The organism is Myxococcus xanthus, assembly GCF_006402735.1.
Classification (GTDB): domain Bacteria; phylum Myxococcota; class Myxococcia; order Myxococcales; family Myxococcaceae; genus Myxococcus; species Myxococcus xanthus_A.
In genome coordinates, this window is sequence record NZ_CP017174.1 from 4,705,048 (window position 1) to 4,719,431 (window position 14,384).

At 69.8% G+C, this 14,384-nt stretch carries 12 protein-coding genes; 1 reads left to right on the forward strand and 11 read right to left on the reverse strand.

Annotated elements, in window-relative coordinates; all coding sequences use genetic code 11:
- Positions 1-9 precede the first annotated feature (9 nt).
- From BHS09_RS19495 to BHS09_RS19545, 11 genes are all read right to left on the reverse strand, one after another.
- Positions 10-660 (reverse strand): cytochrome c oxidase subunit 3, encoded by a 651-nt coding sequence (locus tag BHS09_RS19495; protein WP_140798563.1) that lies wholly within the window; start codon positions 658-660, stop codon positions 10-12.
- A complete protein-coding gene (ctaD, locus tag BHS09_RS19500; RefSeq protein WP_140798564.1) occupies positions 650-2,287 on the reverse strand; it encodes a cytochrome c oxidase subunit I in 1,638 nt (545 codons plus the stop codon). Before ctaD ends, BHS09_RS19495 begins: the two co-directional genes overlap by 11 nt.
- Positions 2,268-3,308 carry a cytochrome c oxidase subunit II gene (gene coxB / locus BHS09_RS19505; RefSeq protein ID WP_140792091.1) on the reverse strand — a complete coding sequence of 347 codons (1,041 nt, stop codon included), beginning with the start codon at positions 3,306-3,308 and terminating at the stop codon, positions 2,268-2,270. Before coxB ends, ctaD begins: the two co-directional genes overlap by 20 nt.
- Positions 3,305-3,667 (reverse strand): hypothetical protein, encoded by a 363-nt coding sequence (locus BHS09_RS19510; protein WP_140792092.1) that lies wholly within the window; start codon positions 3,665-3,667, stop codon positions 3,305-3,307. The genes coxB and BHS09_RS19510 overlap by 4 nt, the downstream gene beginning before the upstream one ends.
- On the reverse strand, positions 3,664-4,869 hold the full coding sequence (locus BHS09_RS19515; RefSeq protein ID WP_140798565.1) for a hypothetical protein: 1,206 nt from the start codon (positions 4,867-4,869) through the stop codon (positions 3,664-3,666). The genes BHS09_RS19510 and BHS09_RS19515 overlap by 4 nt, the downstream gene beginning before the upstream one ends.
- On the reverse strand, positions 4,866-5,546 hold the full coding sequence (locus BHS09_RS19520) for a c-type cytochrome (protein WP_140792094.1): 681 nt from the start codon (positions 5,544-5,546) through the stop codon (positions 4,866-4,868). The genes BHS09_RS19515 and BHS09_RS19520 overlap by 4 nt, the downstream gene beginning before the upstream one ends.
- Entirely contained in the window at positions 5,543-6,070 is a 528-nt protein-coding gene (locus tag BHS09_RS19525) for a DUF3341 domain-containing protein (protein WP_140798566.1), read from the reverse strand. Before BHS09_RS19525 ends, BHS09_RS19520 begins: the two co-directional genes overlap by 4 nt.
- Positions 6,067-7,491: an NrfD/PsrC family molybdoenzyme membrane anchor subunit gene (gene nrfD / locus BHS09_RS19530; protein ID WP_140792096.1), complete on the reverse strand. Its 1,425-nt coding sequence runs from the start codon at positions 7,489-7,491 to the stop codon at positions 6,067-6,069. Before nrfD ends, BHS09_RS19525 begins: the two co-directional genes overlap by 4 nt.
- Positions 7,488-10,448, reverse strand: a complete 2,961-nt coding sequence (locus BHS09_RS19535) for a 4Fe-4S dicluster domain-containing protein (RefSeq protein ID WP_140798567.1) — start codon at positions 10,446-10,448, stop codon at positions 7,488-7,490. The genes nrfD and BHS09_RS19535 overlap by 4 nt, the downstream gene beginning before the upstream one ends.
- Positions 10,427-11,074, reverse strand: a complete 648-nt coding sequence (locus BHS09_RS19540; RefSeq protein ID WP_140792098.1) for a cytochrome c3 family protein — start codon at positions 11,072-11,074, stop codon at positions 10,427-10,429. The genes BHS09_RS19535 and BHS09_RS19540 overlap by 22 nt, the downstream gene beginning before the upstream one ends.
- Positions 11,075-11,222: 148 nt before the next feature.
- Positions 11,223-12,503, reverse strand: a complete 1,281-nt coding sequence (locus tag BHS09_RS19545) for a dicarboxylate/amino acid:cation symporter (RefSeq protein ID WP_140792099.1) — start codon at positions 12,501-12,503, stop codon at positions 11,223-11,225.
- 184 nt (positions 12,504-12,687) lie between these two features.
- Between BHS09_RS19545 and BHS09_RS19550 the strand changes: the two genes are divergently transcribed.
- Positions 12,688-13,794: an isopenicillin N synthase family dioxygenase gene (locus tag BHS09_RS19550; protein ID WP_140792100.1), complete on the forward strand. Its 1,107-nt coding sequence runs from the start codon at positions 12,688-12,690 to the stop codon at positions 13,792-13,794.
- Positions 13,795-14,384: the final 590 nt, after the last annotated feature.

Genomic DNA, 14,384 nt, shown 5'->3' on the forward strand with positions numbered 1-14,384 from the left:
CGCGCCTCCTCACGTCAGGTACAGCAGTGGCCAGAGGAACAACCAGACGACGTCCACCAGGTGCCAGTACATCCCTCCCAGCTCCACGGGCGTGTGGAAGCGGGCCCCGAACTCCCCCGCCAGCGTCCGCAACGCCAGCGTGACGAGCACGCCCACACCCACGAGCACGTGCACGGCGTGCACGCCTGTCATCACCCAGTACAGCGTGAAGTAGAGGTTGGCGCCGGGAAGGGCGAACGCCTCATAGGCGTACCAGGCGCCCGGCAGCGCCCCGTCATGCACGTGCTTCGTGTACTCCGCGGCCTTGATGAACAGGAACGCGATGCCCAGCAGCACCGACAGCGCGAGCAACGCCGCCGCGGCGAAGTCGCGTCCATTCCGGATGGCATCCACCGCGAGCGCCACCAGGATGCTGCTGCTCACCAGCACGAAGGTGTTCAGCGTCCCCAGGAACACGTCCATGTGCGCGGGCGCCTGCTGGAACACACCGGGATACGTCAGCCGGTACAGGGCATACGCGGTGAACAACACCGAGAAGAGCAGCACCTCCGTGGCCAGGAAGATCCACATGCCCAGGTGAGCGGCGTCCTGGCGGGACGCCTCGTCTCCAAAGTGGAGCGCACGGGGCTCCACCGGGCGGGGGCTCGCCTCATGCCGCATGCTCCACCTCCGTGTTCGCGCCAGGGTTCGCATAGTCGTGCGGCGGCCTGGGAAACCGCGGCGGCGCATGGAAATTGAACTCGGGGGGCGGTGAGTCGCTGAGCCACTCATACCCCTCGCTGCCCCAGGGGTTCCGCCCCGCCGCGCGGCCATGCCGCAGCGACCAGCCCAGGTAGACGGCGACGATGAGGAAGCCGAATCCCAGCAGGGACGCCCCAGCGGTGGACGCCACGTGCAGCGGCTGGAACGCCTCCGGGTAATCCGCGTACCGGCGGGGCATGCCCAGATTGCCCAGCAGGAACTGAGGCAGGAAGGTGGCGATGAAGCCGAAGATGATGAGCACCGCCGTCCCGATGCCCATGCCCTCCGGGTACATGCGGCCGAACATCTTCGGGAACCAGTAATGCAGCGCCGCGAGGAAGGCCATCAGCGACGCGCCCACCATGATGAAGTGGAAGTGCGCCACCACGAAGTACGTGTCGTGCCAGTGCAGGTCCGCGGACGTGACGGCCACGGCGACTCCGCTCATGCCTCCGAAGAAGAGCAGGAAGATGAAGCCGAGCACGTAGGTGAACGGCGTGGAGACCCACAGGCTGCCCCGGTACATGGTGCCCAGCCAGGTGAAGATCTTCATCGCCGTGAAGATGGCCACCAGCATGGACAGCACGCTGAACGCGCCCGCTCCGAAAGTGGACTGCCCGGAGACGAACATGTGGTGTCCCCAGGTGAGGAACCCCACGAAGGAGATGCCCACCGTGCTCCAGACAATCACCCGGTAGCTGAAGGGACGCTTGCGGCTGAAGGCGCACACCGTCTCGCTGATGACGCCCATGCCCGGCAGCACCATGATGTAGACGGCCGGGTGGCTGTAGAACCAGAACAGGTGCTGGTAGAGCAGCGGGTCCCCTCCCCGGCTCGGGTCGAACAGCCCCGCGCCCGCCACCCGCTCCAGCGCCACGAGCATCAGCACCATGCCCAGCACGGGCGTCGCGAGCACCTGGATGATGGACGTGCCGTAGAGCGCCCACACGAAGAGGGGCACCTTCATCCACGTCACACCGGGGGCCCGCATGGTGTGCACGGTGGTGATGAAGTTGATGCCGGTGAGGATGGTGGAGAACCCCACCACGAAGACGCCCAGGAGCACGGGCATCACCTCCCGCCCGGTGACGGTGCTGTAGGGCGTGTAGAACGTCCACCCCGTGTCCACGCCGCCCTGGAACACGCCCCACAGCGTCATCACCGCTCCGAGCATGTAGAGGTAGAAGCTGGCCAGGTTGAGCCGGGGGAAGGCCACGTCCCGGGCGCCAATCATCAGCGGCAGCAGGAAGTTGCCGAAGGCCGTGGGGATGGACGGGATGAGGAACAGCCACACCATGACGACGCCGTGCACGGTGAAGGCGCGGTTGTAGGCCAGCCGCCCCATCACCGTTTCACCGGGCGTCAGCAACTCCACGCGCAGGGCCAGGGCAAACACGCCCCCCAGCAGGAACATCAGCAGCAACACGGCCAGGAACATCACGCCAATGCGCTTGTGGTCGCGCGTGGTGAGCCAGGACCAGAGCCCTCGCTCCGCGTCCAGATAGCTGGGCCCCGCGACGGAGGGCTCAGCGTGGGAGGGGGCCATACGTGGGCTCCTGGGCGGGGGGCGGCTCCGGACGCTCCGGCTGGAGCGACTTGATGTACTCGACGAGCGCGCCCACCTCGCCAGCGCTCAGCCGCCCGTGGAAAGACGGCATCACCGGCGCGTAGCCCGCGACCACCTTCGCCAGCGGGTCCATCATCGACTCGGTGAGGTACGCGACGTCGGCGCGCACGCTGTCACCCGAGGCCAGCGGCTCCTCGCGGCCGTACAGCCCCAGCCAGGAGGGTCCGATGTGCGGCGTGCCGTCGATGGTGTGGCACTGGAAGCAGCCCTGCCGCGTGGCGACGACCGCCCCTCGCCGCGCGAGCGGTCCCCGGGTGCCCTCCTCCCCGGAGTATTCATCCGCCACCCAGGTGGGTTGAGCCAACTGCCGGGCCCGCCAGGACTCGAAGGCCGCGGGCTCCAACGCCACCACCTCGGCGCGCATGCGCGAGTGGTCCAGGCCGCAGTACTCCGCGCAAAACACCCGGTAGCGGCCCGGCATCACGGCCTCGAACCAGACCTCCGTGTAGCGCCCAGGCAACGCATCCATCTTCAAGCGGAAGGCGGGGACGTAGAAGGAGTGGATGACGTCGCGCGACGTGAGTAGCAGGCGTACGGGCGTGCCGGTGGGAACGTGCAGCACGCCCACCATGCCCGGCCCGTCTGGGTACGCGAACTTCCACATCCACTGCTTGCCGGTGACGTAGACGTCCAGCGCGTCGCGCGGCGGCGTGCGCGCCCACACGTAGTCCTGGAAACCCAGCGCGCCCCAGAGAAGGAAGAAGGCCAGCGGCACCCCGGCGAACGCGGCCTCCATCCAGGTGGGCGCGGCCATCGTCGGCTCCTGCGCGGGGGCTCGCCCACGGCGGTAGCGCACCAGGAAGAAGAGCCCGGTGAGACCAATGCCCGCGCCCACCACGAAGGTGGTGCCGATGATGAAGAAGTGCAGCCGGTCCACGCGCGGGGCCAGTGACGACGCCGCCTCGGGGAGGAAGAGGATGCGCCGCATCAGGTCACTCATGGTCGCGCCCCCTCTTCCGCGGAGAGGACCTGTTCCATGGCCCGCTCCACCGGAAGGTGGATGACGCCCGCGTCCCGGTCCACCCAGCCATACGCCTGCAACCGTGCCCGCTGTGCGTCGCGCAGCCGAGGCGCGCCGTCCTCCAGGGCGAAGGGCCGCTGGTTGACGTCCGCGACCTCGGGCGTCCCCAGGGCCGGGGGAAAACCCGCGCTTGCCACGGGCGCGTACCGGTCCTCTCCCCAACGGACCACGAGCAGCGCCGCCGCGACCAGGACAAGCCACGCGGCCCCCACCACGGCGATGCGCCGCCCTGGAAGTTGCTGGTGCTCTGGCGGAGGTGGCGTGAAGCCGGTGCTCATGAGCGCGGCACCCGCAGCGAATGGGGCAGGAAGGGGTCTCTCACCGGCACCGTGTAGCCACCGCGCGCGAGCAGCCCCCACGCAGCCACCGTCCATCCCCCCACGCCGGCCCACGCCGTGGCGCTGGTCCAGTGGAACGTCGCCGCACCGGGAGAGAGCGCGGGCCATACCAGCCAGTACACGTCCAGTGCCCGCATGAGCAGCAGCCAGGCCCCCACCGCGGCGAGCGCGCCCGCGTCCTGCTTCACGCGACGGAGCAGGAGCAGGAAGAACGGCACGCCGAAGTGCCCCACGGCCAGCACCACCGCCACCGCGAGCCAGCCTCCGTCCAGGCGGGCGCGGTACCACGTCACCTCCTCCGGCAACGAGGCGATCCACACCAGCAGGAACTGCGAGAAGCCGCAGTAGGCCCACAGGCAGACGAAGCCCAGCAGCAGCGTTCCCAGCCGGAGGAAGTGCGCCGGCCCCATCAACGCGCCGAACTGTCCCGCGCCTCGCGCCAAGGCGGCGGTGAGGGCCACCGTGGCGAGCGCGCCCACGACCGCGCCACACCCGACCGTGAGCGCGTACACGGTGGACTGCCACAGGGGCTCCAGCGACATCAGCCAGTCCAGGCTGGCGAAGGACAGGCACAGCACCATCAGCGGCAGCGCCCCCGAGGCCAGCCGCCGCTGGTACAGGGTGATGCGCACCGCCCGCTCGGTGATGCCCGGCTCCGCGTCCTGTCGCACCGACCAGCGGAACAGGAGGACGCCCACCGCGCCCCAGACGGCGAAGTACAGAATGGCCCGGCCCAGGAAGAAGGGCACGTTGAGGTACGGCTGCTTGTGCGCCAGCAGCTGAAGGTCATGCCCGCTCAGACTGGAAGGAAGCGCGACCCAGGGGAACAGGTGTGGCATCGCCAGGGCCACGGGGACGAAGAGCAGCGCGAACAGCGGGCAGCTCGCTGCCATGATTTCCAGAGACCGCCGCAGCACCGTGGGCCACCGGGCGCGCGCCGCGTGAAACGCAGCCAGGATGATGAGCGCCCCCAGGCTGAGCGACAGCCAGTACGCGAAGGCGAACAGGTAGCCGTGGGCGGCCTCCCTGGGTGCGGCCCATCCCCCCAGCAGCGTGGCCAGGAGCCCCAGGCTCCCCACCGCGGCGGCGCCCCAGGTCACGCGCCGGCCTTCCGTCAGGCGTGTCAGCACCGCGGCCGTCATGGCGCACCCTCCACGGGTTCCCGCATGAGTTCATCTCGTGCGTCCTCGGGCGCGGCGGACAGCGGTGCGCGCTGGCTGTACGCCAGGACCCGGAGCCAGGCCACGACCTTCCAGCGCGCCTCGGGCGTGAGTGCGTCCGCGTAGGAAGGCATCAACCCATAGCCGCCTGTGATGACCGAGTAATAGAAGCCCGGCGGGTGTGGCAGCGCCTCCCATCCAGGTGGCACCGGGCGGGCGCCCTCCCCTGCGTCCGCTGGCCCCTCAACTCCATGCTCGGGATGTGAGTGCGCCTCGCCGTACAGCGAGGGAGGCGGCCGCGCGCCCATGTTCTGGGCGACGATGCTCTGCCCGTCACCGAGCAGTCCGTGACACGGCGCGCACCAGGTCTCGAAGTGGGCACGCCCCTCCCGCAGCGTGTCGCGCGTGAACGGCACGGGGAGCCGCTCCACCTCCACCCAGCCGCCATCCGGAGAGCCCCGGCGGGCATACGCGGCCTCCTGGAAGTACCACTCGCGTGCGACTGTCCCGGGGACTCGGGGCCGCATCGCCCGCGCGTCCGCGAAGTACGGGTTGGCGACAAAGGCTCCGTCGCGAGCCTGCACCCGCATCGGGTCCAGGTCCTCGCAGCCAGCTACCGCCGAGAGCCCGAAGGCGACCCGTGCAAGACGAGCCCTCATCGCCGGCCCTCCACCGCGAGCACGACCGCGGCGCCGAGCTGGCGGAGGGCGCCTTCCGCCGCGTCCACGCCCTCCGAACCGTCCACGGCGACGGCGAGCCAGAACCCGTCGATGCTGGCGCTTCGGAACGCCTCCAGGTGGAGGAACGGATGCGTCACCCGCGGCAGGCCACACGCCACGATGACCCCCAGGAAGATGGAACCCGCCGCCGCCAGGACAGCGGACTCGAAGGTGATGGGAATGAAGGCGGGGCCACTGTGCAGCGGACGTCCGCCCACGTTCAGCGGCCAGTCCACGGCCTGCGTGAACCACTGCACGACATAGGCGCCCACCGCGCCGCCCACCCCGGCGAGCAACGCCAGCAGCGGCAGCCGAGAAGTGGGCAGTCCCAGCACGGCGTCCACGTCCTCCACCGGGTACGGGGTATGCGCGTCCAACCGGAGGAAGCCCGACGCCCGCAGCGCCCGGGCCGCCTCCACCATCCGCTCCGGCGAGCGGAACTCGCCCAGCACCCATCGGCTCATCGCGCGCCTCCCTCCCGTGCCGACACGTCATGGGCGAAGGCCTCGGAGGCCTCGAGCTCGTGTTGGAGCTCCTTCACCTCGCTGATGGGAATCGGCGGCAGGAAGCGGAGGAACAGCAGGAAGCCCAGCCCGAAGAGCCCCACCGTTCCGGACAGCAGGCTCAGGTCCACCCAGGTGGGCGCGTAGTGCCGCCAGCTCGAAGGCAAGAAGTCCTCGCTGAGCGGAGACACGATGATGATGAAGCGCTCCAGCCACATGCCCACGTTGACGAGCAGCGCCGCGCACCACAGGACCACCGGCTGGGTGCGCAGCCGGGCGGACCAGAAGAGCTGTGGCACCAGCACGTTGCAGGCGAAGACAGTCCAGAACGCCGGCGCATAGGGGCCGGTGCGTAGGATGTTCATCGCGTGCATCTCGTAGGGGCTTCCGCTGTACCAGCCGAAGAAGTGCTCTTGAACGTAGCCGTAGGCCACGAAGAGACCGGAGACGAGCAGCAGTCGCGCCAGCGCGTCCAGGTGCGCCTGCGTCACCACCGCGTGCAGGTGGAGCGCCCGCCGAGCGGGAATCAACAGCGAGAGCACCATGGCCAGCCCGGAGAAGATGGCGCCCGCCACGAAGTACGGAGGAAAGACGGTGCTGTGCCAGCCCGGAAGCTGCGCCACGGCGAAGTCGAACGAGACGATGGTGTGCACCGACACGACCAGCGGCGTCGCCAACCCCGCGAGCAGCAGGTACCCGGTGCGCCAATGCCGCCAATGGCGGGCACTCCCCCGCCACCCCAGGGACAGCAGGCCCCAGACTCGGCGCCGCCAAACCTGCTTCGCGGTGTCGCGCGCGGTGGCCAGGTCCGGCAGCAGGCCCAGGTACCAGAACAGCACCGACACGGTGAGGTACGTGGTGATGGCCACCACGTCCCATGTCAGGGGCGACCGGAACTGCGGCCACATGCGCAGCGAGCTGGGGTACGGCACCAGGTAGTAGAACTTCCAGGGCCGGCCCAGGTGCAGCAGGGGGAACAGCGCCGCGCACACCAGGGCGAAGAGCGTCATCGCCTCCGCCATGCGGTTGACGGAGCTGCGCCACTTCATGCCGAAGAGCAGGAGGATGGCGGAGATGAGCGTGCCGGCGTGGCCAATGCCAATCCACCAGACGAAGTTGATGATGCCGAACGCCCACGCCACCGGGATGTTGTTGCCCCACGTCCCCACGCCCGTGACGAAGGTGATGGTGATGGCCACCGCCAGCAGCACCGTCAGCGCCGCGCACACTCCGACGAGCGCCCACCACCCCATGCCCGGCGCGGTGAGCACCGGCCGCAGCAGCGCCTCACCGAGCTGCGCGTCCGGGCGTCGCTCCTCGAGCAGCGGGTGGACGACCAGCGGGTCCGCCGTCACCGGTGCCAGGGGCAGTGGCTCGCTCATCCCGTGGCCTCCCTGGGATTCTTCAGCCGGATCAGGTGGACGGTGCGCGGCTTCGTCCCCAGGTGGTTCAACAAGGCGTAATGGCGCGGGTCCTGGTGCAGCCGCGTGACGGGGTCCTCCGGTTGGTTCAAGTCACCGAAGACGATAGCCTCCGTGGGGCACGCCTGCTGACACGCGGTGCGCACCTCCCCTTGCCGGATGGCGCGGTGCTCCACGCGCGCGGTGATGCGGGCGGCCTCGATGCGCTGCACGCAGTACGTGCACTTCTCCATCACCCCGCGCGAGCGCACCGTCACCTGGGGGTTGCGGTACATCCGGTCCAGGGGCCCGCCGTGGTTGTATTCCAGGTAGTTGAAGCGCCGGACCTTGTAGGGGCAGTTGTTGGAGCAATACCGCGTGCCGACGCAGCGGTTGTAGACCATCTGGTTGAGCCCCTCGTCCGAGTGGACGGTGGCGGCCACGGGGCACACGTACTCGCAAGGCGCGTACTCACAGTGCACGCACATCAGCGGCTGGGTGATGACGGACGGGGTGTCCACGTCCCCCATGAAGTAACGGTCGATGCGCAACCAGTGCATCTCCCGTCCGCGCCGCACCTGGTCCTTCCCCACGGCGGGGATGTTGTTCTCCGCCTGGCACGCCACCACACAAGCACTGCACCCCGTGCAACGGTGCAGGTCGATGGACATGCCCCAACGATGGCCCGACGCGTCCGGCACGGGCTGTGGCGGATACAGGTGTTCCGTTGGTGCCTGGAGCGCCGGGAGCCGCGCATCGCCCTGTGCCGCGAAGTGGGCGGCCGTCGTCTGGAGCGCCACGGGCCGGCCCTCCATGTGCCAGTGCTCCTGCGTCAGCGCGAAGTCGTGGTGGCCTTCCACGCGCGTGAGCCGCACGCCGGAGGCCCACCAGGGCGCGTCCTGGAAGCGCAGCACCTGGGCATCGAAGCCCACGCCGCGCGCCACCGGACTGCCCAGGCGCTGGCCGTACCCCAGGGGCAGCGTGAGGGTGTCATCGGCTTGCCCGGGAACCACCAGCACGGGTGCTTCCACCGAACGGCCGCGAAGCTCCAGGCGAACGCGGTCGCCTCGCACCAGCGACAGGCGCGAAGCCGTGGCGGGACTCACCCACACGGCATTGTCCCAGGTGAGCTGCGTCACCGGGTCCGGCAGCTCCTGGATCCAGGGATTGGCGCCGTAGCGGCCGTCATGGACCTTGGCGTCCGCGGCGAAGTGCAGTTCCAGCCCGTCCCCCGGGGGAGGCAGCGCCTGGACCGCCGCGAGCACCGAGGCGGCGTCCACGGTGGCCTGCTGCAAAGGCAGCTGCGTGCCAGGAACGACGCCCTCCGCGAGCCAGCGCTCCCATTCATCCTCGAAGCGCCCCGATGCCGCAGCGTGTTCACGCCACTGGGCCCGCAGTCGCTCGTAGGGCGTGGTCGCCAATGCTCCGGCGAAGGCCGCCAGCAGCTCCAGCGGAGGCACGGCGCTCTCCAACAGCGGCGCGATGAGCGGCTGCAGGATGGTCGCGGTGCCATCCACCGCGCGCCCATCGTCCCAGGCCTCGAACGGATGCGTGGAGGGTACGGACCAGGACACCCGCGCGGCGGTCTCATCGTCGTGGAGCGCGCAGTACACGGCGTCCTCCACCAGACCCAGCGCCTCCCCCAGGGGCACGTCCGTGGGCGCGCGGTAGACGGGGTTCCACGCGGTGATGAGCAGCGTGTCCACCACGCCCGCGCGGATGTCCGCGACGAGCGCCGGCAACGCCGCCGCGTCCGGCGCGGGCACCAGGAGCGAGTCCACGCACCGCACCGTCCCACCGTGCAAGGTCGCGTTGAGCAGATGCGCCAGCGCGTGCACCGCCGCGGGCTGGGATTCCCCCACCACGATGAACGCCCCGTCCCCCTGCTCCGCCAGGTCCCGAGCGGCCCCCGCCACCCAGCGATGCTCCGCGGGATCCAGCGCCCCGCGCCCGAGCACCATCAACGCATCGCGCCCCAGCAACCGCCCCAACTCCGCCGCGAGCGCCCGGGCAATCCACGGCACACGAGACGGGCGCGCCCGGAGCCGTTCGTCCGCGAAGGCACCCGTGAGGCTCAGGCGACTCTCCACCACCCAGAGGCGGTTGAGCGCCGGCGGCATGCGCGCGGAGACGAACTCACGTGGCGCGCGCAGTCCTCCCATCAGCGTGGACAGGAAGTCGTCATCCAGGGCCACCACGGCGCGCGCTGAGCGCCAGTCCGGCATCGCGCGCAGCGGCCGGCCCCACGCCAGGCGAGCGCCCTCGTGCGCGTTCCCCGTCTGCGTGGCGCTGAAGGGCACGACCCGGGCCTTCGGGAAGCGCTCCAGGATGCGCTCGAAGGTCCGGGCCCACAGCGGTGACGCGGTGGGCTCCACCAGCAGGCGAAGTCCTGCCCCTCCGTCCTGGCGCGCGGCGCGACGGCGCACCATCTGGAAGACCTGGGACAGGGAGGTGGGCGCGTCCCGGTGGCGCACGGTCCGAGCACGGTGCGGGTCATACAGGCCCAGCAGCGACGCCTGCTCATGTGCGCCCGCCGCTCCCAGGCTCTCCGGATGGGACGGATTGCCTTGCACCAACGTGGGCCGCCCCTCCTGGCTGCGCACCAGCACGCCCCGCGCGTAGCCCTCCAACGAAAGCCCCGTGGCGTAATGGAGCGGGATGCCCGGAGTGACGTCCGGCGGTTGCCGCGAGTACGGCAGGACCTTCTCCGGCGGCGCGCGGAAACAGCCCGTCAGGCCCGCGGCGGCGGTGCCGAACGCGGCCAACTCCAGCAACACGCGCCGGGACAGCCCCCGAGGTGGCGCATCGGCATCCAAGGGGAACTCACCCGGCGACGGCGCGGGCGCGGCGCCCTGTCTCGCCTCCAGACTGCGCCAGGGCTCGGCTCCATCCAGGACAGGGAGCGGATATCGGTCCGTCAGCGGTGGCATGTGGAGCACTCGGTCCGGGGCGAGACATCCAGGGCCTGCATCACCCGCAGCCCCACGTCGCGGGCCGGGCCCCGCGGGCTCCACGTCATGTCCGCGACGTGCTCCGGAGGCCGCAGGTGCGGCGCCGGGTCGCGGTGGCACTCCAGGCACCAGCCCATGGTGAGCGGCGCGACCTGCTCCACCAGCGGCATCTGGTCCACGCGGCCGTGGCAGCTCACGCACCCCACGCCCTTGTGGACGTGGATGGCGTGGTTGAAGAAGACGTACTGCGGCAGCCGGTGGACCCGGTTCCACGGAATGGGCCGGTCCTCGAAGTAGCTCTGGCGCACGGGCGCCAGCAACGCGCTCTCGTTCCAGATCTGCGCGTGACAACCCATGCACCGGCTGGTGGGTGGAATGCCCGCCGAAGGCCCCCGCCACGCGCCGTCGTGGCAGTAGCGGCAGCCAATGCCCTCGTCCGCCGCGTGGTGGCGGTGGTCGAACTGCACCGGCTGCTGCACGGGCTCGAAGGCCCCCGTCCCCAGTGGACTGCGGGCCAGCAGCAGCAACGCCACGGGCGTGGCCACCGGCAGCACGGCCATCAGGCCGAGCACGCCTCGCAGGACTCCATCGGTCGCCGGTGGAAAGAGGCCCATACACCGCCCAGGCAGGCATGAGGCCCGCACCTAGCGGAGCGGCGTTTGGGGGCGGTAGCGCGGACCTCGCGGCGTGTCCGTTACTCCAAGCCAGGGAGGGACGCCCGTCGGAGAGCGCACACGCGCGTGCCCTCTGGACGGAGGCGGTTCAGTCCGCCTTCACCGCGTCCTCTTCCAGCGCGATGGCGGGGGACGCACCGTTGTAGACAGCGGCATCGAGCAGGCCCTCTTCGCGCGCCACCAGCACCGGGACCAGCATCTGGCCCGTGACGTTGGTCATCGTGCGCATCATGTCGAGGATGCGGTCAATGGCGAGCAGGTAGCCCAGCCCCTCCAGCGGCAAGCCCGCGGAGCTGAGCACCACCGTGGCCATGACCACCGCCGTCCCGGGCACGCCCGCGGTACCGAAGCTGCCCAGCACCGACGCCAGCAGGATGATGAAGTACTGCGACGCGGACAGCTCCAGGCTGAAGTACTGCGCGACGAAGAGCGACGCGATGGCCGGGTAGATGGCACCGCACCCATCCATCTTGATGCTGGCCCCCAGCGGCACGGCGAAGGCCGCGTAGTCCTTGTTGACGCCCAGGTTGTTCGTCACGGCGCGCAGGGCCACCGGCATGGACGCGAAGCTCGACGAGCTGACGAAGGCCACCTGCATGCCGGGCGCGGCGCCCCGGAAGAAGCGCAGCGGATTGAGCCCGTGCGTCATCAGGAGGCCGCCGTACACGAAGACGATGTGCAGCGCGCACGCCACGTACAGCGCCAGCACCAGCTTGCCCAGCGGCAACAAGCGCTCGAAGCCGTAGGTGCCCACCAGCGCGGCGATGAGGCCGAAGGTGCCCAGCGGCGTGAGCTCCAGCACGAAGCGGGTGACCTGAATCATCGCGTCGCTGGCCTCGCGGACCAGCTCGCGCAGCCGGGCCGTCTTCTCGCCGAGCTTCACCAGCGCGAAGCCCAGCAGGCCGGCGAAGAAGATGACCTGGAGGATCTTCCCATTCGCGAGCGCCGCGAACGGGTTGGTGGGCACCACGTCCAGCAGCACCTGGAGGGGGCCAGGCACGTCCCGTGGCTTGTAGGTTTCGGTGGCCATGAGCTGACCCACGCCCTCCCCGGGGCGGAGCAGCGCGGCGACGCCCAGGCCCACCCCCACCGCCAGCGCGGCGGTGACGGCGAACCAGAGGAACGTCTTGCCGCCGAGCACCGCCATGCTCTTCTGCCCGTGAAGCGCCGCCACCGCGTTGATGACCGCGAAGAACACCAGCGGTGTGGCGATCATCTTGATGAGGTTGACGTAGAGCGTGCCCAGCGGCTGGAACCAGGGCCCCGCTGGCTCCCCCACGAGCCACCCGGCCACGGCCCCGAGCACGAACGCCCCCAGGACACGTTGCCAGAAGGGAATGCGGAACCAGGCGGAGACGAGCTTCTTCACGAGGGAGACCTCTCGACGGCGGGCGGCGGACGATAACCCCAGGCCCCAGGCCGCGCAGAATTTGCGCCAGGGGTGCCCGCGCCGGGGATCCGGGTTTTGCCGCGCCCGACCGGCCCCGGCGGGACGCCACAGAGCATCAGGGCCTCCCATTTATTCCCGAGGAGCGGTACACCTGGGCCCCATCATGGCCGAGACCTCTTCGCTCAACATCCCCACTGTCGACCTCGCCGACCTCGCGTCGGATGACTCCGCTCGTGTCGAGCGCGCCGCCGCGGCGATCCGCGAGGCCTTTGGCGTCTTTGGTCTCGTGTACCTGAAGAACCACGGCGTCGACACCCAGGCGCTGAACCGGTTCTACGACGCGTTCGCGGCATTCATCGGCCGGCCCGCCGAGGAGAAGAAGCCCTACGGCCGCGCGGACATCTGGTACCAGCGCGGCTGGACGCCTCCGAACACCGAGGTCGCGGTCGCCAGCAATGGCCAGCCGGACTTCAAGGAGTGCTACTTCGTCGCGCCCTACCCCAACGACGCGCAGTCCGCGCTCGAGTTCCCGGAGCTGTACCCGGAGAACGTGTGGCCCCAGAACGCGCCGCCCTACTTCGAGGACGGCATCATGACGCTGGGCCGCTCCCTCCATGAGGCCGGCCTGAAGCTGCTCCGTGGCTCCGCGGTGGCCCTGGGCCTGCCGGAGACACTGTTCACCGACCTGTGCGACCGGGGCGCCCACGTCACCCGCGCGCTCCAGTACCTGCCGCTCACCAACGCGCAGGTGAACACGGACATCGTCTGGGGCGAGGAGCACACCGACTTCAACCTGCTCACCCTGCTCCCGGGCGGCCGCTTCCTGGACCCGGAAGGCAGCCCCGCGCCCGGCCCCGACAATAAGAGCGGCCTCTACCTCCGCACCCGCGCGACGCCCGAAGCGCCCAACGGCCTCCAGGTGCGCGGAACGGCGCCGGCGGGCTGCATCGTGGCGCAGGTGGGCCAGCAATTGGAGATCCTCACGGGTGGCACCTTCCTCGCCACGCCGCACGTCATCACCGCCCCGGGCGTGCCGGGTTGGCAGCGCCAGTCCGCCGCGCACTTCATGCACGTGCACACGAACACCGTGCTCTTCCCGCTGGAGAAGTTCCGCAGCGCGGATGCCGTCCGGAACTACGCGCCGCCCGTGCTCGCGGGGACGTATGACATCAAGACGCTGGTGGACATCGGCCTGGCGCCCGCGAGTGCGCTCGACAAGCTGGGTTACCGGCACTACGACCGGCTGAACCGCCAGCGCGCTGGCGCGTAGTCCTGGCGGTACCGCTTGAGGCCCCGGAGACAACCGGGGCCTCGCGTGAAACACAGTCATCAATCACAGATAAACTCAATCACAGACACTGAAGACAGCCATTGTGCGCCTGTCATTGTATTTGTCCTGCAGTGACAGACTCTGTCATTGGCGAGGCCCCTTGCCGTCCGCTCGTCATCTGCCGGAGGGTGCCAAAAACCACTGAAAAGAACTTCATGTAGGCATTGCCCTCCCGGATGAGGCGCAATTCCATGCGAGGAGGAAGGCCGGCGGCCCCTGAAAACCACTGATGACGTGTTCATGTAGGCATTGCGCGTCCCCCTCCGGCGCCTGGCCGCGCGCCAACGTGTCAGGCGGGCGGGCGACCAGCATCACGACGCGCGAAAACTGACTGAAGGTTCGTTCATGTAGGCATGGTGCATCCGTGCCGCAGACTCTTGGGGCCTCCGTCCTGGGGCCGTGCGTTGCCGCCATTCCAGTGTGTCGCCTGTGCGACAGAGATACCGTCCCAGAGGTAGAGGCAATGGCGTCCTGGTGGCAGACCAGTCAAGGGTAGCGCGCCCTGCCCCCGTCGGCGTGACCCGCCTCAG